Genomic DNA, 19,356 nt, shown 5'->3' on the forward strand with positions numbered 1-19,356 from the left:
CACTAGCAGGTAGGTAGCACCATCTTGTCGATCCGCTCCTTGTGACGACCACCCTCAAAGGGGGTATCAAGGAACGCATGCAGACAGCGCTCAGCCTCCGCCGTCTCTATGAAGCGTGCCGGCATGACCAGTACATTAGCATCATTGTGCGCCCGGATGAGCTTAGCAATATCCTCGTTCCAAGCGAGACCAGCACGGATGACGTTGTACTTATTGAGCGTCATAGCCATGCCATTGCCCGTACCGCAGATAGCGATACCACGATCTACCGTTCCCATCTGTATGGCAAAAGCAAGCTGATGCGCATAGTCTGGATAGTCACAGCGCTCCTCCGAATGAGTACCGTAGTCGACACACTTGATCTGCATGGCTGCGAGCCACTCCTTGACCTGTTCTTTGAGCTGATAGCCAGCGTGATCTGAGCAAATACCTAGTTTCATAAGACTATTTCTCTATATCGTTTTTGATCAATCCTCATCCTTCATAGGAGACTCAGGAAGCACGAAGTCTACGAAGCAAAGGCCAGCCAGTGCCGTACCGTAGCGCTTGGTCACCGTGATACCCTCCGTGATGAAGTTGAGCTCACCGAGGTAGTACTGGCTGTAAGTGTTCTGGTGCAGGTCATTGATGACACGTATCAGACGAGACTCCAGCTCCTCAATACGGTAGCGACCGCTCACCTCGCAAACGAGGCCTCCAGCCTTCTCGTCGAAGTTCTCATCCTTGTACATCCAGGCGTAGACGACACCAGCACTGACGAACTCATCTTGGATACCGTGCGAGACAGACATGATCGTCTTGAGCTCTGAGCCAAAGGGAGGCATATCCACCTCATCAGGAGAAACGAGCCGAGCCGTCGCTGGTAGGACGGAGGAGTAGACCATTATATTATAGTCGGCGATACCCGCATCGTAGAGTGCCATGTGGTAGGATCCAGCATGCTTCTCAAGATCAGACTCACCGCTTCCTTTGGTCGTGAAGAATGTATTGGGGATCAAGTTCCCGTAGTACTTGTTGCTCATCGTGATAGTTATTTATGAGTTAGGGAATATCTAATTTGCGTGGGCAAATATACGAAAGTAAGGGGACATAGGCCGAGCTGGCGCATTATAACGGCTAATTCCTGTTTTGAGGTGCGGAGGGAGAAGCTACATTTTGACTGCATATCTCACACAGTCATTATGATCACAGATTACACAGCTGTTTCTTACTGATGCATCTGTTCTGCCAACCATTCTTTCAAAACAACAGCATGATTATATTTCTCGTTTTTTGCGCCATACAGCAAGGTCACGTTATGATCGTGCAACTTCTGCGCACACAAATCTTTAAACTCCTGTGACGCTGAGTTCTCGGACAATTCCTGTCTGTATCTCTGTTTGAACTCATCATATCTTTCAGGAGTGTGGGAAAACCATCTTCGAAGTTCATTTGATGGTGCGATCTCCTTAGCCCATAAATCAATTTCAGCATTTTCCTTTTTCATTCCTCGTGGCCATAGCTTGTCCACAAGAACACGAAAACCATCTGCTTCAACTGGAGTCTCATAGATCCGCTTGTATCTCAATTCATTCATCATGTCTTGTCTCCTTTTTAAGGTGAATTCTCTCGTGGTTAGAGACAAATGTACGAATAAGTCATCATAATACGGCGCTATAACCGCACCCCGTAGCGACTCTTACATTTCCACTGATTCCAATTCCTCCCGAGGAAATCGGGAAGCGCCATGGAGCAAATGAAAATCCCCCACGGAGAGCCGATATAAAAGTTCGGAAGAATGAAATGAAACTTCGGAAGAAGCAAATCAAAGTTCCGGAGAATTTGTTCGTTCCTCACTGAATAATCTCCAATCTCCACCGAGGAATTGTCCGATTTCCTTGATAGAGGCATCGACGAACTCATTCTGTCTCGTGCACCACCCCGCATTTGATGATTGAATCTACGGGGGATATACGTCTTATAATCTGACCAAAATATGTACATTTGCTGACGACTGGTTAACCCTAAGGGGGTGGCCAGCCAGTCTTGATTAGACTGATATAAATTCACTTTAAACAATCAGTGAAATATGAGCGAATTCATACATAACACACCGGATGAGCGCAAGGAGATGCTCAAGGAGATACTCCTGCGCTTACATCAAGGAGAGCAGCCCGAAGCTCTCAAGCGACAGCTCTCCACACTCCTTCACGCTATTCCTTACCAAGAGGTCGTCGCTGTCGAGGAGGAGCTGATAGCTCAGGGACTACTATCGACAGATGAGATACAGCTCTTTTGCGACCACCACTCAGAGATCCTAGAGGGAGCTATAGATGTGAGTGGGGCTAAAGAGGTGCCTGCGGGTCATCCCATGGACACCTTTAGAGCAGAGAATGTAGCCCTAGGAGAAGTAGTCACCGAGTACTATGCTTTGGCAAAGGAGATCAAAGAACAGCACTGCGAGCGTCCGCTCTCAGAGCTCTTGCTAAGTCTGAGATCTATCTTCAACCGACTGATGGATGTAGACAAGCACTATCTGCGCAAGGAGTACCTCCTCTTCCCGTACTTAGAGCAGCATGGAGTGACTGGACCTCCCGTAGTCATGTGGGGCAAGCACGATGAGATTAGGAAGCTACTCAAGAGTGCCATAGCAGTACTCTCTGGGGAGACTTCAGATATGGCATCTCTGAGAGCTCACATCGTGGAGACCTTTGATCCCGCAGTGGAGATGCTGGACAGTATGATCACCAAAGAGGAGATGATCCTCTTCCCCATGACACTGGACCTACTGTCGGAGGCTGAGTGGTATCACATTTATCAGGAGACCCCTGAGTTTGGATACTGTCTATATGACCCACAGACTGTATGGAAACCAGACGTGGAGGCGGACAACCTGCACTTTCAGTACGAGAGCCATGATGCTATACGGCTGTCTACTGGTGCCTTTAGTGTAGCGGAGCTAGAGGCTCTACTCATCCACCTCCCGATAGACATCACCTTTGTGGACAAAGACGATAAGGTGCGCTTCTACTCTCACAGCCCCAAGCGAGTCTTCGCTCGCAATAGATCCATCATCGGTAGAGATGTGCGTATGTGTCATCCGCCCGAAAGTGTCCATGTCGTAGAGACTATCCTTGCGGACTTCAAGAGTGGTCGCCAGAGCTGTGCTAAGTTTTGGATTGGCAACTTCCGTGGGCGATTTATCTATATAGAGTACACGGCTGTGCGTGATCCCGAGGGTAACTATCTAGGGGTCGTCGAGTGTTCTCAGGATATTACTGAGCTACGGCAACTGGAAGGCTCTAGGACTCTTCTGAATTATGACTGATACGACACCTCTACTCATCACTCCTGAGACCAAAGTCGGGGCGATGCTGGACCGCTACCCAGAGCTCATTGATACGCTTGTCTCGCTCTCGGATCGATATAGAAATCTGACTAATCCGATACTGCGCAAGACTGTAGCACCTCGTACTCCGCTCAAGCTCGCAGCTCAGATGGGAGGTGTGGACTTAGCACTACTGGTTAACACGCTACGCCAAGCCGTCGGACAGCCACCGCTTGACTTGCCAAAGTAGGGCTTATACGTTCGTCTACTTGGGACGAAATCTAGAAAAAGGAGACTCAATCGCAACTCGAAGCGGTTGAGTCTCCTCATGTTTTGCCAGTAAAGGCATGGGGGCTGATGAGTGTTTCCTCAGCGGATCACGCGGATGTTGTAGCGACTCTTGTAGTCCACCTGGGGCATCTCGGGAAGTGACTTAAGGTACTGGACGATCACCTCGGCAGTCGTGATGCCTTGGTTCTTGTCAGGAGCCGAAGTTTGGTAGGTGTAGGCCGCCTGCACATAAGAGCTCGTGGCTAGCGTGTAGAGCTTGTCTGGATCGATCGGTGTGTCGCTACCAGCGGGAAAGACGGTACAGTCGAGCAGTACGCCCGTGTCGTCAAGCTGGTAGTCCACCCGTAGCCCCGACGTGTGAGCTGGCGTATTGCTGTCGGTCGTCCAAGCGCGGAGGAAGAACTCCTTGAGCTGTCGTCCCGTCATCGTGAGCACGGTCAGTTCATTGCCAAAGGGATCTAGACGAAGGATGTCTTTGAGCGTAATATTGCCCTGTGGCAATTCACCGATGCGTACGCCGCCTGGGTTTTGCATCGCAAAGTCCGCATGGCTATACCAGCGCTGCGCATCGGCAAAGATAGCCCCCAACGTGTATTTGTCTTGGATCGGGTGCGGATTGGTCGTCACCACTTCGGCAAAGAGCGGATTAGCATTGTAGCCCTCCACCATGCGTTGCATCTTCTCATTGACCCCACCAGCGTGAGGATCGGCTGGGAGGAGCATCTCTTGGTGCGAGAGCACCTGCCCACCTCTATGTCGTATCAGTGCGAGGGAGATGTAGTGCGCCTTGTAGCCAGACTGCACGATGGGAACGGACGAGTGCAGATTGTTCGGGTGATCGATGAGCGTGTGCGAGTGTCCGCCCACGATGAGATCTAGGTAGGGAGCCACCCGCGCCAGTATTGTATCCTCCTGCACGCCAATATGCGTCACAGCTATCTGCAGATCCGAGCAACCCGCCAAGTAGCGGTAGTTCTTAATCTCCTCGAGTGGCTGGGTGAAAGCTACACCCCGTACATTCTTCGGGTGCGACTCGGGGATGCCTAACTTGCTCAGCTGAAGTAGCCCCACGACAGAGACCCGCGTACCGTCAGGCATCGTGAAGATCTTGTAGGGCTTCAGGGCAATGCCATAAGAGGGCGATGGAAAGACGTTGGCCGAGAGGAAGGGGAACTTCGCACGATGCGAAATGTCTCCCAGCCCGTGCTGCCCCAGGTCAAACTCATGATTTCCCAAAGCCGAGGCATCAAAGCGCATCTCATTCATCAGCTCAATGATCGGTAGCCCCTTCGGCTGGAAGTTGTCATTGATCGGGTTGCCCGTCTGTAGGTCTCCCGCAGCTAGCAGGAGCAGGTTGGGATAGATCGCCCGCATACTGTCGACCATAAAGGCGATGCGAGGCAACTGATCAATGTTGGCATGGATATCATTGAGTCCTACGACAGCAAGCGTCGACACGCCACTCGGCTGTGCCTGCTGCTTGACACGGCAAGCTGACAGGCTCCCCACGAGGAGCAGAAGTAGCGCACCGTAAAGTGTATAGTTAAAGGTCTTTCTCATGATCTAGAAATGCTTTGTTATGGTTCTTTCAATTGGCTTAGCGTAGCCGAGAGCGTACCCTCAGCTAGGCGCAGCTCTATATCGTCGCCCTCACGAAGCTGCGAGGGTCTTTTGACCAGGTCGCCCTTGTGGTGCACGATAGCGTAGCCTCGCTGCAGAACCGTCTGCGGGTCCATTGCTCGGATGATCTGCGCCAGGTGCTCTATCTGCGTGCGCTGTGTGGTCGTAATCTTGCGTTGCTCCTGCAGGCTCTGCTGTCTAGCTTGCCACTCGTTGAGCTGAGCCGTCAGATAACTCGCATAGCGATGCTTGAACTGCGTCAAGAGCGTATCCCACTGGAGCTGATAGCGCATCGGCAGATAACGCGCAGCACCTGCCAAGCGCTCCCGTTGTGACTCCAGTAGCGTGTGCTGATTGTGCAGTAGCGTACGAGGAGAAACGGAGAGCTGCTCGCGTAGCAATACCATCTGGCGCTCCTCACGGTGTAGCTGCTCTAGCGTCGTCTGGCGGAGCAGCTGAGCCAAGCGCTCCAACCCCGTCTGCGCCGTCTGTTTCGCCTCCAGCCAAGATCGCTCCAGTCGCTGATGCGCCTCCTCGAGGAGCGTGTACTCTGCGCACCAAGCATCAATCACAGCGGTAGCCACTGCCGTAGGGGTTTTGAAGGCTCTGTGCGAAACTAAGTCCACAACGCTCTCGTCCCGATCGTGCCCAATGCCGCTCCACACAGGGAGCGAAAACTCCGCCACTGCACGAGCTACGGCAAAGTCATCGAAGGTACCCAAGTCAGCCGTGGCACCCCCACCTCGTATGATGACCACAAGGTCAAAGAGCGTCTCGTGCTGGCGCACCCTTTCGAGTGCTGCGACGATAGACTGCGGCGCACTCTTGCCCTGCATCGTGGCTCTAAAGAGCGCTTTCTCTATAAAAGGAGCTACCGCACTCTCCTCCAGATGTCTCGTGAAGTCTTGGTAACCAGCAGCCGTCGGCGAGGAGATGATGGCGATGCGTCGCAAAGGTCTCGGCATCGGGTGCTGCTTGTTGCGCTCCATCAGCCCCATACGCTCTAGGAGCTGGAGCGTCTCACGTCGCTGTCGTGCCACCTCGCCCAGTGTGTAGCTCGGATCGATGTCCTGTATGTCTAGTTGTAGCCCGTAGCGTGGATCATACTTGAGCTCCACGAGCGCCAATATCTTGATTCCGTCCGTGAGTGGCTGCCCCGTCACCTGCTGGAAGTGCTGCGCGATCTGATTGTAGCGACTAGCCCATATCACGGCCGAGATCTGCGCCGATAGCTCTCCCCCACCCGACTCTGGGTGCAGCGGGTCCGACACCTTATCTATTAGGTTAAAGTAGCAATGCCCCCGCTGGCTGCGTCCTCGGTAGCCACTCACCTCGCCCGTAACGTAGTAAAGTCGATTGTAATAGTGGTCAATGCAGCGCTGCAACGAGCCCAGTAGCTCCGTCAGCGTGTACCGCTTGGCTACTAGCTCTGAGGCTTGCATCTCTAGTGAGGACATGGCGCAGGGGAAGCGGCTTTTAGTTAATCAAAGAGCGAGGTCTCTGGAGGCAAATCCTGCCGATAGGTACGCCCCAAGTGAGCATACGCCAAGCGTGTCGCCTGCCGTCCCGTACGGGTGCGCTGTATGAAGCCCTCCTGAATGAGAAACGGCTCATACACCTCCTCGATCGTGCCAGGGTCCTCGCCCATGGCTGTGGCTATGGTGCTCAGTCCGACGGGACCTCCGTCAAACTTGTCGATGATGGTCTTCAGCAACTTGTGATCCGTATGATCCAGACCATGCTTATCAATGTGTAGCGCTTCGAGCGCCACCGTCGTAATATCGCTATCGATCACCCCGTTACCCTTGACTTGCGCAAAGTCTCGCACCCGCTTCAGGAGGGCATTGGCGATACGAGGCGTGCCACGACTACGCAGAGCGATACCCCGAGCGGCCTCCTCCTCGCACGGCACCTCTAGTATGCGAGCCGAGCGCAGCACGATGTCCGTGAGCGTATCCACGTCGTAGTACTCTAGATGTAGGTTGATGCCAAAGCGGTCCCGCAACGGAGCCGTCAGCAGACCGCTGCGCGTGGTCGCCCCCACTAGTGTAAAGGGGTTGAGGTCTATCTGTATGGAGCGCGCTCCTGGCCCTTTGTCGATCATCAGATCGATCCGAAAGTCCTCCATAGCCGAGTAGAGATACTCCTCCACGGTGTGGCTCAGGCGATGGATCTCATCGATAAAAAGCACGTCACGAGGCTCTAGCGAAGTGAGCAATCCCGCTAAGTCTCCCGCCTTCTCCAAGACAGGCCCCGAAGTAATCTTCATGCCGACACCGAGCTCGTGCGAGATGATGTGCGAGAGAGTCGTCTTGCCCAGTCCAGGAGGTCCGTAGAGGAGGACGTGGTCAAGCGCTTCGTCACGGCGACGAGCCGCCTCGACGAAGACCTTCAGATTGTCCACTACATGTCCCTGACCTCGGAAACTGTCGAAGTAGGAGGGGCGCAACTGCTCCTCCTGCTGTAGATCAGACAAGCTCTGCGGGGGCGTACGCTCCTCGCGAATATCAAATGGATCTCCCTTCATACGTCAGCAAAGTTAGCGAAAAAGGGCATAGCCCCCTACTCCTCTTCTTAGTTTCATAAAACAGTTAGTCCCCACACGACTCTACGACGAGAGCGTGTGGGGGCTAACGCTATATTTAGGAACTATTAAAGCCCTATTTAGAGACTGTTGCATAAAGGCGAATCGCTGTGTTGCTTTCGGGATTCGGCTTCGGTCACATACGGAGGTATGCTCCCTTCAGACCTCACCCTCAGCGCCTTGCGCTTCATCCTTTCTGCAAAGTCTAGACAATCTTGCAAGCAAGATTGTGAGACTGTTGACTTTTGCAACAGTCTCATTTAATGTCCGCTAAGCGGTCAGGCTTAGTACTGGATGGAGAGACCCATCAGAGGCGCATGCTGCTGCGCACCATAGACGTCGCGCTCACCGAGATTGCCCGAGGGGATGGGGCGGACGATGGTACACTTGATCGCCTTGGCTGGGTCGAAGTAGACAATCTTGACGATGTGGTCAGGCTTGATGTGATAGAGGTCACAGAAAGTCTGCTCGTTGATCGCCTTAGTTGCCTTCACCTGATTGTATATGTCGAAGTCCTTGAAGATGATATCGAAGGTGATCTCATAGGGACCCGAGTTCTTGCTCCGGATAACGGAGGCTATATCCATTAACTTGTGCTGTGTCATTGCTTGATACGATCTAAAGGTTCACTATTTACGCTGACCATCAGCATACTCTACATACTCGACGGGGAAGTACTGCGTGGGGCTCTCCGCCTTGAGCAGGTGATAGAGGCTAAACTCGTAGACCTCACCCATGTGACAGTCAGAGGGCGAGAAGGGGAAGGCGAGGTTGCCCGCCGTAGCGATACGTCCCTCGTAGCCGAAGTGGAGCATCGTACTACGTGCGAAGCTACAGATCGTGTCGGCCTCCTTCTGTGTCTTAGCCACTGCCTCGATAACGACCATAAGCTCTGAGCCGATATGCCCATCGATACCCTCGAACATGCTCATGACGCCGTTCTTGCCGTAGATCTTGAAGTCGAGGTAGTAGTCCTTGATCCCGTAGTTGTCAAAGTTGTCCTTGACACGAGCCTTGACACTCTCGATGATGGAGTCGATCTTGCTGATCATGATCGGGTCTGTCGTAGCCGCAACAGAGATAGTGCGGTAGCCTACGAGACGGGTACCCTCGAGCTTGAGGAAGTAACCATCGGTGGGCTCGAAGACGGTACCAGAGATCTTGACCTTGTTGTCGTCAATCTGCTCGAAGTGACATCCGTGCAGATCGAGCGCACCACCAGGACCAGGCAGATGGTAAGGATCGGTCTTCTCATAGAGCGTGTGACCAGCTACAGAGAGGGTCGTACACTTGCGATCCTTGGAAAGTGGCTCGAGGACGAAGTGATCCTTGCGCAGATAGCCAAACATACAGTCACTACCGCTACCGGGCAATGCGCAGATAGCAGCGCACTCGAGGATCTTACCCATGTGCAGTGCGAGCGCACGGTCGAAGCCCTCCTTGATCGGTAGACAAGCGAAGACGCTAGGATCGTACGAACGACCTGCGATGATGACGTCAGCACCACCCTTGAGAGCCTCTACAAAAGGCTCCTCGCCCATCTGAGCGACGATGCGGACGGACTCTTCGATGTCCTTCTTTGTAGCCTCGGGAGCTGGAGCCAGGGGCGTGATGTGTCCCTTGTCAAACTCACGGAGGATGGTCTCTTTGTCAAACTCAGAGCGGATGACGGCTAGGCGTAGCGAGAGCTTCTTGTCAGCAATGATCTCTCGTACTATCTCTAGCACCCAGTCCACATGAGCATTAGCACCAGAGCCACCGGCAGAGCCGACGACTACGGGGATCTTGTTCTCAACACCGGCCTGGATCATGATCTCTAGGTCACGCTTCACGGAGTTGCGATCGGTGAAGCTAACGCCTGCCCCTAGATAGTAAGGACCTGGATCTGTCGAACCAGCATCTGCTGCGATGACGTGGGGCTTGCGCTTCATTCCCTCACGAAAGGAAGCCTCGGGAAATCCATATCCGAGGATCGCTGTCGTGGAGAGTACTCTTATTTCGTCTGTTATTGGAGTCATATCTCGATATTCTGTTTTATTGTTAGCGGTTAGCCTTTGGCCTTTGGCTGTTGGCTGTTGGCTGTTGGCTAAAAGCTAACCTCTAACTTCTAATCTCTAAAATCTACTTCAGCACATCCTTGAGAGCGAGTACACGGCTCATCTCGTTGAAGATGATCATGTATCCCTCATCAACACCCATACCAGGCTTTGCGAGGCACTGGCAGGGAGAGGTAGCCATAGCGATGTTAGCACAAACCTCTGCGGAGCGGTTGGTCTCATTGCAAGTACCACCCAGATAAGCGCGCATGTTGTGCTGCTTGCAGTAGAGGACAGCTTCGATAGCGTTGTTGACACCACCGAGGTCAGGCGTCTTGATCTGAACCATGTGTCCAGCCTTGCGCTCAGAGAAAGCGATGATATCCTCGAGCGTATTGCACCACTCGTCAGCGACGATCTGGCACTTAGAGCCCTTAGCATCAAGTAGCTCACGGATCTTAGCCAAAGCCTCGATCTGTGGTTCACGACCATCCATATCTACTGGACCCTCGACACGTAGCTCGAAAGGAGCGACGATCTCAGAGAGCTCGTTCAGATAGTCAGCAATGCGCTGGAAGTCGTTGTTGAAGACGATGCTCAGCGTACCATATACGTCGATATGGATAGCGGGCTGGTAGTTGGGGTTCTGACGCTTCGTGACGATACGATCGCGGAGCCACTGGAGGTACTCCTTGATCTTCTCACCCTTGAGACCTACCTTCGTCTCTACATTATTAAAGAGAGCGTGTGGCAGTACGCCCACTTCCTTCATGATCATCTTATCGACGTTGAGATAGCGGTCATCGCCACTCTGCGAGAAGATGGGGACCATCGTGTCTGATATCTTCGTACCATACTCGTCAGCAACGACCTGAGCCATCAGCTTGTGCTGGCTCTTAGCGACAGCGTCTAGACAAGCCTGTGTGACACCGTAGCGGATTGCCGTGTGGTACTTCTTGCCGTCTGCATTGACGTGCTTGTCAACGAGGTCGGCCATCTTGCGGAACGTGGTTATCTCCTTGCCCTCATAGAGCGGAGCGATCTCCTTCATGATGACGGGGATAAAGTTCTCAGCGAGGAACAGTGGATCACGACCACCGGCCCCTGAGTACTGTACAGCTGCACAGTCACCATGAGCTATAGAACCATCCTCTAGGATAAAGAGGACAGAGATGGACTCACCTGCCTGACGTACAGACGTAAAGCCTGGAGTCACGGGGTCGCCAGAGTAAAAGGCTCCATCGTTTTTAGCGCCCTTCTTGATGGCCTTCTGGTCGTCAAAGAAGAATCCTGTCTTGCCTGGGGCACAGACTACCTTCTTGATCTTCATATTACTTGGATTTATTGGTTTGTTAGAATTGTTTGCTAGAAAGAGTGCTACCCCCACAGGGATAGCACTATTATAGATTAAGGCTTACGGTCTGCCGACGAGGAAGCCCTTGCCAATGGCGTAGACATCGTCGATAACCATCTGGAAGCTCACGGGACGATGCTCGAAGCGTGAACGCTCCTCAAGTCTCTCACGGTGGAACGCCTTGAGATCCTCCGTAAAGGGCAGATGACCCGTGTCGAGGATACGTACCGCACCATTGTCATCACGAGCCGGTAGGACCTTGCCCGCATTGTAGCGACTAGGCGCAAAGGGGATGTCCAGCACACCTGCCTCAAAGGCTGCGACCGTACCGAGAGCTAGATCACCCTTGCCCAGCTCAAAGACCTTGTCGAGGATGCACTTCGTCTCCTGAACGATGATGTCAGACTCCTGCTCTACCACAGGGATGTCTATGAGTGACTGGTCACGAAGCATCGAGATAACCTGCTTGGTAGCACGTAGTCCAGCTGCGTTTGCCTCCTTGGTGGGGACACCCATCGCCTCGTGAGGAGTCTTGACAATAACCTTGGTAGCCTTCGCCAGGGCAGCCGTAGCTGATCCCCACGAGATGACGCCAAAGGCCTTTGCCTCGTCCTGTGGGAAGCCGCCCATCCACTGGTGGAAGACGGTCGTAATACGTACATCATCGTAGCCGTACTTCTTGAGATAGCTGTTGGTCAGCTCTTTGAGCGAACGGATAGCTGCGACATCCTGGATGACATTACCGCACTGCCCGTAGCCGACGGTGATATCCTTGACACCCTGCTCAGCTGCGAGGAGTGTCTCGATAACAGCCACAGCACTGGAGATACAGGGAGGAATAAGCGTACCAGTCAGAGGGCCAAATGGCTCACGGTTAATGCTCACGCCAGCCTCCTCGTACATGCCGACGAGGCGGTCCGTGTACTGCCAGTACATGATCGTCTTCTCGAGGGAGAAGTTCTTAGAGTAAGGGATATTGTACGAGATACCGCCACCCTCATAAGAGGTAAAGCCACCCGCGATAGAGATCTCCGTGAGGAGACGCGCATCAGGCGTACCGTGGCGCACCTGCACCGGGTTCTTGAGAGCAGAGGTGACCGTACGGCAGATCTTCGTACCGTAGTTGACGATCGGGAAGCCGTTCAGCATAGATCGTCCCGACTCCTTACTCTTGATGATACCGTTCTCAGCCTCGTGGTAGCGGTTGAGACGTGTGTAGCTATCGACCGTCGAGGGGAGCAGATCTGCACCGCCCTCATCTTCTAGAAACTGCAAGAGCTTGATATGCTCCGTGTATAGAGCCACACCAGCACGAGGCTGTATGAGCGTACGCCCCTCAGCATCTGCCTGAGCGAGCTTGCGTCCGAAGATCTTCTCCTCGGGGATTGACTTTTGAAATTCGACAGCCTCTTCAAAGTCTACATCTTTGCCTGTAGGCCATGAGGCGAGGACCTCCTTACGCTCCTTGTAGAAGGTATCGTTGTCTATGCGCTTATTCCTAAGTTCCATGTGATAGGGGAATCTGTATGAGTGATTGAGTCTTTTGTATGTCTATATTATATAGGTAGTACCTCTCGCTGCAAGATCGTGAGAGCCACCTCGGGAGCTACCTGACTGAGTAGTCCCATGCTCGCTATGATGTAGCGCTTATCCAGATAAAAGTGCGGCTCCTTGGGCTTCGCATACTCGTATCTCTGAGGGTTAAAGCGGCTTCCCGAGAGGATACGAGCCGGGTCAGAGCTATTGATCAGCGCGCCACCGATACCAATGAGTCGTGGCACCTGCGTCAAGTCCTTACCAACGAGGGTAAACATCTCGCCTATCGGCGTGTAGACCTTGCTAATGACGCCAGCGTGGCGCTCCACCGCTATGTCTACGGCACTGTAAGCTAAAGCCTCCTCGATCACCTGCTCCTGTGAACCAGGCTCAGCCACCGTGTCGGGACTAGCCGCACAGCGCTCGACCCAGTCGACGATCGCCTCAGGCGTGACCCCGTAAGCTCGTGCTAGAGCCTTGACATCGGTCTCGTCCTCCAGCGCCTTCAAGCTGTAGCGCATACCGAGGTCACCCTCTACGGTACGCTTGCTGTAAGGCTCGGGGATGCCCTTGATCAGGACATTGTCCATCGACGGTGCTCCGTCAGTCATCGAGTAAATATCGGTCGTCGCTCCACCTAGATCCACCGCCATCAGGTCACCCCACCCAGGGTGCTCCTCGTCAATGCCCTTGCTCAGTAGCTCGCACGCCTTGAGGACCGCAAAGGGGGTCGGGATAATCTCCAGCTCGGCGCGCTTCTGCACCTCGCCCAGTCCCTTGGCATCGATGATGCGGCTGATGAAGAGATCCATGATGCACTGGCGAGCGGGCAAGATATTGATCTGCCCAAACTCAGGCATCACATTCTCCGTGACGACGCACTTCTTGTCGCACTGAGCGAAGATCTCCTCTAGATCATAGGAGGCGGACTTATTGCCCGCAGCGATAATCGCAAAGGGTCTATCGATCTCTGCCAGACGACGAGCATTAGCTAGGATAACCTCCTTGTTGCCCCCGTCGGTACCACCGCATAGGAGTATCAGGTCAGGATTGATCTCATAGATCTCCTCCTGCTCCGCATGAGAGATCTCATAGGCGTAGGTCTTGACCACCTTAGCACCCGCCGAGGAGGCAGCCATCTTGGCCGCCTTAGAGGTGAGCGAGGGCACCAGTCCTAGAGCCACCATCTTGAGTCCACCAGCCGCACTACTGCAGGAGAGCAGGCGGTCGTAGTGAGCATCGGGGCACTGTGCTAAGATCTTCTGCCAGGCATTGTTAAAGCCCTCCAGCACATCAGTCGTGATGGTGGTAAAGGCAGAGGCTGTCGCCACTATCTCCGCATGCGCTACATCTATCAGAGTCAACTTCGTGTAGGTACTACCGAAGTCTACCGTAAGATAGTGCATACTACTTGTCTGCGAGGATTGAGTCTAGATAAGCGATGGTAGTCTCGATCGGTGTGCCAGGAGGATAAACCTTGGTAAAGCCCATCGCCATAAAGCGAGACTCTACATCGGCAAAGTCCTGCTTACCTACGACTAGGTTGCCTCCAGCAACTAGTGGGATGCCTTTGAGACCAGCCTCGTCGCACTTCTCGCGCAGACCCTGACAGTCTATCTCACCGTGTCCATAGAGCGAAGAGACGAGGATAGCATCAGCTTTGGTCTCGAGAGCGGCCTCTATGTACTCTTCTTGAGAGACCATGACACCGAGGTTGACCACTTTGTACCCTGCATTGTTGAGGGCATAGGCGATAATCTTGTTGCCGACAGCATGTGCGTCAGCACCAATCACACCCGTGACTATAGTTTTTTGATTCATAATAGGGGAAATACGTGTACCACGTTTTTTTTGATGATTGAGCTATAGTACGAGACATAGGAGCCATGGGAAGCCCTTTCGGGGTGAGCCACCACACCACCTACACCTCTTTACATGACCTCACTGTTTTGGGGGTGCAGTAAGATCATGTAAGACGACCCTTCGGAAGGGATAAAGAGAGTCAATCTTACTCCCTTCCTCAAGATCGTTCCACAAAGGTACTTAATAATTCTGTAATAGCCAGCGTAATGTAAAATGCGCAACGCAAAACAGGATATTGGGCTGACACTATATATAATTAATGAGCTCGTTTCAACTCCTACCTAGGAATTTCTCAAATAGTCCCGTGGATATTTTTGATTTGCTACCTAGGAAATGGGCAAATTCTTCGGACTTATTTTTTGATTCCTCCGAAGTTTCATTTGATTCCTCCGAAGAATTTTTTTGCGCCCACGTGGAGATTTCGAATTTCCTACCTAGGAATCGAAAAGTTCCTACGCTGGAACTAAAAAGTTCCTACGCTGGAACTAAAGAGTTCCTCCCTTGGAACTAAAAAGTTCCAAAAGGGGAATTACTTTTGGAACTCGTATGCGCAAGGGAATCAGCACGATAGAACTACGACTCCTGCAGTGACGCACGACTAGTGTCTAGCGGGAGGATCTCGCTTTGGTACAACGAGATGTGTAGTCCTACAAATCGCATCTTCTCATCTATTGGCACGCACAGCTTCTGTAGGTCAGCTCATCAGGCGTCAGCCGTAATATTGTGCGTGACGATTTGCTCCATCTATTGAGAAAAGCGTATATTTGCGCTGTGATTGGTTCGTCCTCTCTTGATTTATACTCTCTAGAGGTCTCCAAACCATTACCTAACTAGCGTAATCAACACAAAAACTTATAGGCGATATTATGAGAAAACTAATGACCGTCCTTCTGCTCGTAGCGGCAGTTATCGTGGGCTATCTAGCAGTCATGAGCATCTTGACACCAGAGCGATTCTCCCAGATTCGCGATGCTCGTGAGGCTCCTATTCAGGTACGCTTGAAAGAAGTAGCACAGGTGGAGAATGCTTTCCACGATGTCTACAATCGCTATGCTCCTGTAGATGAGCTGCGTCAATTCCTCACTGATGGTAAGTTCTTTTACGTACGCTCTGAGGGCGACTACACAGACGCTATGCGTGAGGCTGGTATGAGTGAGCGTCAGGCTGCTGCTAAGGGGCTGATCGTACGTGATACCGTATGGGTGAGCGCACGCGACTCACTACTCAAGAGTGGCATGACGCCTGAGGAATTTTTACAGGTACCTGGCTTCCCCGAGTCTGTCATAGAGATCGACACCGCATCAGTTGCTCAGGAGATCGGCGATGATGTCGTGATGGTTCCCGTCTTCCGCACGGCTGTACCTCTATCAGTCTACCTAGCTGATCAGGATCATCGACTCCTCAACACAGCTATCAAGGACGCAGAGGCTCGCTACCAGGGCACTGGATATCCTGGTCTAGCTCTAGGCTCTCTCAAGGAGGTCAAGAGCACTGGCAACTGGGAGTAACCCTTCCTTTGGGAAACTCTCTGTTTCTACCGCCACACCGTTAGATACTGTGACACGGTTCTACAGATTCAGGCAATAGACTTCTAGTATAGTCTGCTAACTCTTATCTTGCTCCTCGTATGAGGTCAGAAGGAGCGCAGAGCTTGAAGTCTGTTGTCTGACTCTATATTATATATAGTTACTATGCAGCAGCCTCCAGCACTCCCTACAGATACATTAGCATCTGCAGTTCCGTCGCTCGCATTGCGACTGACTGCAGATGGCTTTGTCTATCTATATGATCTCTCAGAAGAAGAGAGCGTGGCGGGTGCACAGGAAGGCTATCATACTAGGCGGCAGAGCCAGTTTGTGCCAATAGACTGGTCTCGTGTATCTGCACTCTGGGGAGACATCATCGCACAGCACCCCGTCCTCAGTGACCCTGAGGGAGAGGTCCGCGTGCTCTACCCCGCCTCTCACTATGTGGTCATACCGAGTGGCATGAGTGGAGAGCAGGATGTACACTGGTGGCGACTGACGGCGCCTATCTTTGCGGATGAAGAGCAGTACTATAGTAACTCGTACACACTGGGCGATGGCAAGCCTAGTCTAGCTGTGGGCTTTAATCATCTAGTCAAGGGCTTCCTGCAGCGCAGCTTCGTAGCTTGCCAGTTTATTCCGACGATCCTACCCTTTGCCCAGCGGGTGTTGCGACAGTCATCTCTTCAGACGGGACTCTCGCTAGGTGTCGAACTGGTAGAGGGCGGTTGCGATCTGGTACTATGTCAGTCGGGTAACTTGCTACGGGCCAATCATTACAGTTGGCCTCGCTACCGCTCCTGGCAACATCATCTCTACCAGGTCCTCTACTTCTTAAGTAAGGTGTACCTAGATGGCTCTGTGGATCATGCGGCTCCTGTATCCATCATACTATCCGACGGAACGGCGGGTGCTGACAGCTTGGTCGGTGAGTTGCTGCAGGCGCTTTACCGACAGTTCACGACTGCCGACTGGGATGTGTCTGTCATGCCGACAGACTACTGGTACGCTTGATTAAGTTATCGCTATGCGCATTATAGCTGGCAAATATGGTCGCCGTCGTCTCTCCCCGCCGAAAGGGTTGACGCTCCGCCCCACGACAGACATTGCTAAGGAGGCACTCTTCAACAGTCTCTCGGCACAATATGATGTGGAGGGTATGCGGGTGTTGGATCTCTTTGCGGGTATCGGGAGTATCTCCCTCGAGTTCATCTCTCGAGGAGCAGCCTCGGTAACCTCTATTGAGAAGCATCCTAAGCATGCAGCCTTCATTCGGTCGGCCGCAGACACGCTAGACAAAGAAATACTCTCGAGCAAGCAACTCCTCGTCCTCAATCGCTCCGTAGAGCAATACTTACGTCAATACGATGGGGAGCCTTACGACCTGATCTTTGCCGATCCCCCTTATAACTTGCCGTGGATAAAGGATATACCCGACTTACTCTTCGCCAGTAAAGCGTGGTGTCCTAGCTCTATCTTCGTACTAGAGCACCCCGACACGGTGGACTTTGCAGAGTCCGCTCGCTTCGCTTGGCACAAGTCCTACAGCGCCGTACAGTTTACCTGCTTTGCCCCGACAGAAGAATAGCTATGCAGATAGGCACCCTTGACTTAGGCTCTCGTCCGCTACTGCTTGCACCGATGGAGGATGTGAGCGATGCGCCCTTTCGCCTGCTCTGTAAGCAGTTTGGCGCGAGCCTCGTCTACACTGAGTTCATCAGTGCCGATGCGCTCGTGCGCTACGTTCCCAGTACAATGCGCAAGATGCGTATAGATCCTGAGGAGCGTCCCGTCGCCATACAGATCTATGGTCGTGATGTGGAGACGATGTGCGAGGCGGCACGTATAGCCTGCCAACTGGAGCCTGATCTACTCGATCTCAACTTCGGTTGTCCCGTCAAGCGGGTAGCGGGCAAGGGCGCTGGCAGTGGTATGCTTCGTGAGCCCGAGCTACTCCTCGAAATCACCGCTGCAGTGGTTGCTGCGGCTAATTGCCCCGTGACGGTCAAGACACGTCTAGGGTGGGATCACAACAGCCTTATCATTACCGAGCTGGCACCACGCCTACAAGCTTGTGGCATCGCAGCTCTGACCATCCATGGGCGTACGCGCAGCGATATGTACAAGGGGAGTGCCGACTGGACTTTGATCGGTGCGGTGCGCTCCAATCCGGAGATCCAGATCCCAATCATCGGCAATGGCGATATAACGACAGGCGAGGAGGTGCGGCACGCTTTTGACACCTATGGGGTGGATGGGGTGATGGTCGGACGAGCAGCCATCGGACAGCCATGGATCTTTGGCGAGATGCGCGCAGCCGTCGACCCGACCTTTACAGCTCCTCAGCTAACCTCTCAGCAACAGCTAGAGATCTTAAAAGAGATCGTTCATAAGAATATTGAGAAGCTGGACGAGCGCCGAGGCATCCTGCATAGTCGTCGTCATCTAGCCGCCACACCACTCTTTAAGGGCATCCCCAACTTCCGTGCACTACGCATAGCGATGCTCCAAGCCCCTACCCTAGCCGACCTGGACAATGTGCTAGCGCAGGTAGAGCCTCTGCTCCCCCCCAATTCTAACCTCTAATCTCTAGCTAGACTATGGGTAAGCAACTCCGCATCTGGCTCTTTGTCCTCCTCGGCACGCTCTTCACCTCCAGCACCCTCCTCGCCGAAGGCATCATCACGATGACCACCTCCGAAAGAGTCGGAGAAGAAATCCAACTGATCATCAAGGCAAATGGTAACGTCACCATCGAAGGGGCTCAAGAGACTGGACAAGAGAACGAGTCCGGTTTCAAGCCCTACAGGCTCACTAGCCAAACGATTACCATCCGAGGTGATTTGACAGAGCTTGACTGCTTCAACAATCAACTGACCAGCTTGGACGTGTCAAAGAACACCGCCTTGGAAATACTTTACTGCAGCGACAATAAGCTGATCAGCTTGGATGTCTCAAAGAACACCGCCTTGACAGAGCTTAACGGCTACAACAATCAACTGATTAGCTTGGATGTCTCAAAGAACATCGCCTTGAAAGAGCTATACTGTGGAGAGAACCAATTAACCAGCTTGGACGTGTCAAAGAACACTGTCTTGACAGAGCTTGAATGCTCTTACAATCAGCTGACCAGCTTGGATCTGTCTCAGAACACCGCCTTGACAAAGCTTGACTGCTCATGGAATCAACTGACGAACTTGGACGTGTCAAAGAACACCGCCTTGACAACGCTTGACTGC

General features: G+C 52.8%; 19 protein-coding genes. 7 read left to right on the forward strand and 12 right to left on the reverse strand.

Annotated features, from left to right (window positions below; all coding sequences use genetic code 11):
• Nucleotides 1–2: 2 nt before the first annotated feature.
• From rpiB to L215_RS0105935, 3 genes are all read right to left on the reverse strand, one after another.
• Nucleotides 3–440 (reverse strand): ribose 5-phosphate isomerase B, encoded by a 438-nt coding sequence (rpiB, locus tag L215_RS0105925; RefSeq protein WP_025882571.1) that lies wholly within the window; start codon nucleotides 438–440, stop codon nucleotides 3–5.
• A 27-nt stretch (nucleotides 441–467) separates the two neighbouring features.
• Nucleotides 468–1,022, reverse strand: coding sequence for a pyruvoyl-dependent arginine decarboxylase (locus L215_RS0105930; protein WP_004331580.1), 555 nt, complete (start codon nucleotides 1,020–1,022; stop codon nucleotides 468–470).
• 185 nt (nucleotides 1,023–1,207) lie between these two features.
• The gene (locus L215_RS0105935; protein ID WP_025882570.1) at nucleotides 1,208–1,576 is read right to left on the reverse strand and encodes a DUF488 domain-containing protein; all 369 of its coding nucleotides are present in this window, start codon (nucleotides 1,574–1,576) and stop codon (nucleotides 1,208–1,210) included.
• 492 nt (nucleotides 1,577–2,068) lie between these two features.
• Between L215_RS0105935 and L215_RS0105945 the strand changes: the two genes are divergently transcribed.
• Together L215_RS0105945 and L215_RS0105950 are read left to right on the forward strand one after the other, a co-directional pair.
• Complete coding sequence (locus L215_RS0105945) at nucleotides 2,069–3,307, forward strand: DUF438 domain-containing protein (protein WP_025882569.1); 1,239 nt, start codon at nucleotides 2,069–2,071, stop codon at nucleotides 3,305–3,307.
• On the forward strand, nucleotides 3,300–3,557 hold the full coding sequence (locus L215_RS0105950) for a DUF1858 domain-containing protein (RefSeq protein ID WP_007365125.1): 258 nt from the start codon (nucleotides 3,300–3,302) through the stop codon (nucleotides 3,555–3,557). Before L215_RS0105945 ends, L215_RS0105950 begins: the two co-directional genes overlap by 8 nt.
• 119 nt (nucleotides 3,558–3,676) lie before the next feature.
• Here the strand turns inward: L215_RS0105950 and L215_RS0105955 are convergent, their stop codons facing one another.
• The 9 genes from L215_RS0105955 to glmS all read right to left on the reverse strand — a co-directional run bounded on the left by L215_RS0105955 (nucleotide 3,677) and on the right by glmS (nucleotide 14,549).
• Nucleotides 3,677–5,158 carry a bifunctional metallophosphatase/5'-nucleotidase gene (locus L215_RS0105955; protein WP_025882568.1) on the reverse strand — a complete coding sequence of 494 codons (1,482 nt, stop codon included), beginning with the start codon at nucleotides 5,156–5,158 and terminating at the stop codon, nucleotides 3,677–3,679.
• A 17-nt stretch (nucleotides 5,159–5,175) separates the two neighbouring features.
• Entirely contained in the window at nucleotides 5,176–6,675 is a 1,500-nt protein-coding gene (xseA, locus tag L215_RS0105960; protein WP_027451500.1) for an exodeoxyribonuclease VII large subunit, read from the reverse strand.
• Nucleotides 6,676–6,698: 23 nt separating this feature from the next.
• Nucleotides 6,699–7,745 (reverse strand): Holliday junction branch migration DNA helicase RuvB, encoded by a 1,047-nt coding sequence (gene ruvB / locus L215_RS0105965; protein WP_025882567.1) that lies wholly within the window; start codon nucleotides 7,743–7,745, stop codon nucleotides 6,699–6,701.
• 341 nt (nucleotides 7,746–8,086) lie between these two features.
• Nucleotides 8,087–8,407, reverse strand: coding sequence for a DUF4387 domain-containing protein (locus L215_RS0105970; RefSeq protein WP_025884377.1), 321 nt, complete (start codon nucleotides 8,405–8,407; stop codon nucleotides 8,087–8,089).
• Nucleotides 8,408–8,431: 24 nt separating this feature from the next.
• A complete protein-coding gene (locus L215_RS0105975) occupies nucleotides 8,432–9,820 on the reverse strand; it encodes an acyclic terpene utilization AtuA family protein (protein WP_027451501.1) in 1,389 nt (462 codons plus the stop codon).
• 103 nt (nucleotides 9,821–9,923) lie between these two features.
• The gene (locus tag L215_RS0105980) at nucleotides 9,924–11,168 is read right to left on the reverse strand and encodes a methylaspartate ammonia-lyase (protein ID WP_025884375.1); all 1,245 of its coding nucleotides are present in this window, start codon (nucleotides 11,166–11,168) and stop codon (nucleotides 9,924–9,926) included.
• An 84-nt stretch (nucleotides 11,169–11,252) separates the two neighbouring features.
• A complete protein-coding gene (locus L215_RS0105985) occupies nucleotides 11,253–12,701 on the reverse strand; it encodes a methylaspartate mutase subunit E (RefSeq protein ID WP_027451502.1) in 1,449 nt (482 codons plus the stop codon).
• 47 nt (nucleotides 12,702–12,748) lie between these two features.
• On the reverse strand, nucleotides 12,749–14,134 hold the full coding sequence (gene glmL / locus L215_RS0105990) for a methylaspartate mutase accessory protein GlmL (RefSeq protein ID WP_027451503.1): 1,386 nt from the start codon (nucleotides 14,132–14,134) through the stop codon (nucleotides 12,749–12,751).
• A gap of 1 nt (nucleotide 14,135) precedes the next feature.
• A complete protein-coding gene (glmS, locus tag L215_RS0105995; protein WP_004330983.1) occupies nucleotides 14,136–14,549 on the reverse strand; it encodes a methylaspartate mutase subunit S in 414 nt (137 codons plus the stop codon).
• Nucleotides 14,550–15,457: 908 nt separating this feature from the next.
• Here glmS and L215_RS0106000 point away from each other — a divergent pair.
• The 5 genes from L215_RS0106000 to L215_RS0106020 form a co-directional block, all read left to right on the forward strand.
• A complete protein-coding gene (locus tag L215_RS0106000; protein WP_025884352.1) occupies nucleotides 15,458–16,099 on the forward strand; it encodes a hypothetical protein in 642 nt (213 codons plus the stop codon).
• A gap of 183 nt (nucleotides 16,100–16,282) precedes the next feature.
• Nucleotides 16,283–17,131, forward strand: a complete 849-nt coding sequence (locus tag L215_RS0106005) for a DUF3822 family protein (RefSeq protein WP_025884351.1) — start codon at nucleotides 16,283–16,285, stop codon at nucleotides 17,129–17,131.
• Nucleotides 17,132–17,144: 13 nt separating this feature from the next.
• Entirely contained in the window at nucleotides 17,145–17,705 is a 561-nt protein-coding gene (locus tag L215_RS0106010; protein WP_027451504.1) for an RsmD family RNA methyltransferase, read from the forward strand.
• Between the two features lie 2 nt (nucleotides 17,706–17,707).
• Nucleotides 17,708–18,703, forward strand: coding sequence for a tRNA dihydrouridine synthase DusB (gene dusB / locus L215_RS0106015; protein ID WP_025884348.1), 996 nt, complete (start codon nucleotides 17,708–17,710; stop codon nucleotides 18,701–18,703).
• A 14-nt stretch (nucleotides 18,704–18,717) separates the two neighbouring features.
• A partial coding sequence (locus L215_RS0106020; RefSeq protein WP_027451505.1) for a leucine-rich repeat domain-containing protein occupies nucleotides 18,718–19,356 on the forward strand: 639 nt, incomplete at its 3' end.

It is taken from the genome of Porphyromonas uenonis DSM 23387 = JCM 13868 (assembly GCF_000482365.1).
In the GTDB taxonomy this organism is placed as follows: Bacteria; Bacteroidota; Bacteroidia; order Bacteroidales; family Porphyromonadaceae; genus Porphyromonas; species Porphyromonas uenonis.

Excerpts from the sequence above, each read along its gene's own strand:
- L215_RS0105970 (WP_025884377.1), bottom strand. The coding sequence starts at position 8,407 with ATGACACAGCACAAGTTAATGGATATAGCCTCCGTTATCCGGAGCAAG.
- glmS (WP_004330983.1), bottom strand. The coding sequence starts at position 14,549 with ATGAATCAAAAAACTATAGTCACGGGTGTGATTGGTGCTGACGCACAT.
- dusB (WP_025884348.1), top strand. The coding sequence starts at position 17,708 with ATGCAGATAGGCACCCTTGACTTAGGCTCTCGTCCGCTACTGCTTGCA.
- L215_RS0105975 (WP_027451501.1), bottom strand. The coding sequence starts at position 9,820 with ATGACTCCAATAACAGACGAAATAAGAGTACTCTCCACGACAGCGATC.
- glmL (WP_027451503.1), bottom strand. The coding sequence starts at position 14,134 with ATGCACTATCTTACGGTAGACTTCGGTAGTACCTACACGAAGTTGACT.
- L215_RS0105930 (WP_004331580.1), bottom strand. The coding sequence starts at position 1,022 with ATGAGCAACAAGTACTACGGGAACTTGATCCCCAATACATTCTTCACG.
- L215_RS0105980 (WP_025884375.1), bottom strand. The coding sequence starts at position 11,168 with ATGAAGATCAAGAAGGTAGTCTGTGCCCCAGGCAAGACAGGATTCTTC.
- L215_RS0106005 (WP_025884351.1), top strand. The coding sequence starts at position 16,283 with ATGCAGCAGCCTCCAGCACTCCCTACAGATACATTAGCATCTGCAGTT.
- xseA (WP_027451500.1), bottom strand. The coding sequence starts at position 6,675 with ATGTCCTCACTAGAGATGCAAGCCTCAGAGCTAGTAGCCAAGCGGTAC.
- L215_RS0105945 (WP_025882569.1), top strand. The coding sequence starts at position 2,069 with ATGAGCGAATTCATACATAACACACCGGATGAGCGCAAGGAGATGCTC.
- L215_RS0106000 (WP_025884352.1), top strand. The coding sequence starts at position 15,458 with ATGAGAAAACTAATGACCGTCCTTCTGCTCGTAGCGGCAGTTATCGTG.
- L215_RS0105950 (WP_007365125.1), top strand. The coding sequence starts at position 3,300 with ATGACTGATACGACACCTCTACTCATCACTCCTGAGACCAAAGTCGGG.
- L215_RS0105985 (WP_027451502.1), bottom strand. The coding sequence starts at position 12,701 with ATGGAACTTAGGAATAAGCGCATAGACAACGATACCTTCTACAAGGAG.
- L215_RS0105955 (WP_025882568.1), bottom strand. The coding sequence starts at position 5,158 with ATGAGAAAGACCTTTAACTATACACTTTACGGTGCGCTACTTCTGCTC.
- L215_RS0106010 (WP_027451504.1), top strand. The coding sequence starts at position 17,145 with ATGCGCATTATAGCTGGCAAATATGGTCGCCGTCGTCTCTCCCCGCCG.
- rpiB (WP_025882571.1), bottom strand. The coding sequence starts at position 440 with ATGAAACTAGGTATTTGCTCAGATCACGCTGGCTATCAGCTCAAAGAA.
- ruvB (WP_025882567.1), bottom strand. The coding sequence starts at position 7,745 with ATGAAGGGAGATCCATTTGATATTCGCGAGGAGCGTACGCCCCCGCAG.
- L215_RS0105935 (WP_025882570.1), bottom strand. The coding sequence starts at position 1,576 with ATGAATGAATTGAGATACAAGCGGATCTATGAGACTCCAGTTGAAGCA.